Genomic DNA, 761 nt, shown 5'->3' with positions numbered 1-761 from the left:
TTGGCTAAAAATTGAATTAACAGTTTTTGTTTACAATCTAGGTTTTTTTAGTTTTGATGAAGATGAAATTATTACGAACTAGCACCACGCGTTACTATCTAAGTTAAATATACAACATTGTTACACTATTCACAAAAGATATGCTGTATGTTGATGCTTTATCACATAGAAAAATCAGTTTATTTTTATTTATACTAGTTATCTGAGCATTAGATTTACCGTTTTTTAAAACAGCATTATTTTTGGAAAATGTGAATTTAATCGGATTCTGATTTTTACGTGATGTAGTTTCTAGTGTCTAATGGGCTGGGACATAACTAGCTGTGTGATTCAAAAGGGCCTTCGATCTAAACCCATTTACTGAGATTAGATCGAAGACCCTTAAACGTGTTCCAAAAGACTGAAACTTTACACTGTAACAGATCGTATTAATCTGATTTTTCGCTTTGTTACGACCGAAAATAACATAATCGTTGTTATAAGTTGGCTTAAAAGCGTCTTTTATCTCACATTATTTATATTATATCTAAAATGAATTGCGGAACGAAAATTCCTTCTAGCTGATTTTCTTAATTAAACTTCTTTTCCATTCGCTTTGCTAGCAAGGACAGGGCATAACATACGATAAAGTACATGACCGCGATGATCAGATACATCGGTAACATATACCGCGTGTCCTGTCCGTATATGATCTGAGCCCGATATAATAGTTCTGGCAAGACGATGATCGTAGCCAAAGACGTGTCTTTGACTAAGGAAAT

The 761-nt window shown here is 33.4% G+C and carries 1 pseudogene; it reads right to left on the bottom strand.

What is annotated here, in order from left to right:
* Positions 1 to 569: 569 nt before the first annotated feature.
* Positions 570 to 761 (bottom strand): annotated as a pseudogene (locus LACPOB_RS13065) (amino acid ABC transporter permease); the annotation flags it as partial.

The sequence above is a fragment of the Ligilactobacillus pobuzihii E100301 = KCTC 13174 genome, from assembly GCF_000349725.1.
Lineage (GTDB): Bacteria > Bacillota > Bacilli > Lactobacillales > Lactobacillaceae > Ligilactobacillus > Ligilactobacillus pobuzihii.
The sequence above is the reverse complement of the archived record's forward strand: the minus strand, read 5'-3'. Positions and strand labels throughout refer to the sequence as shown.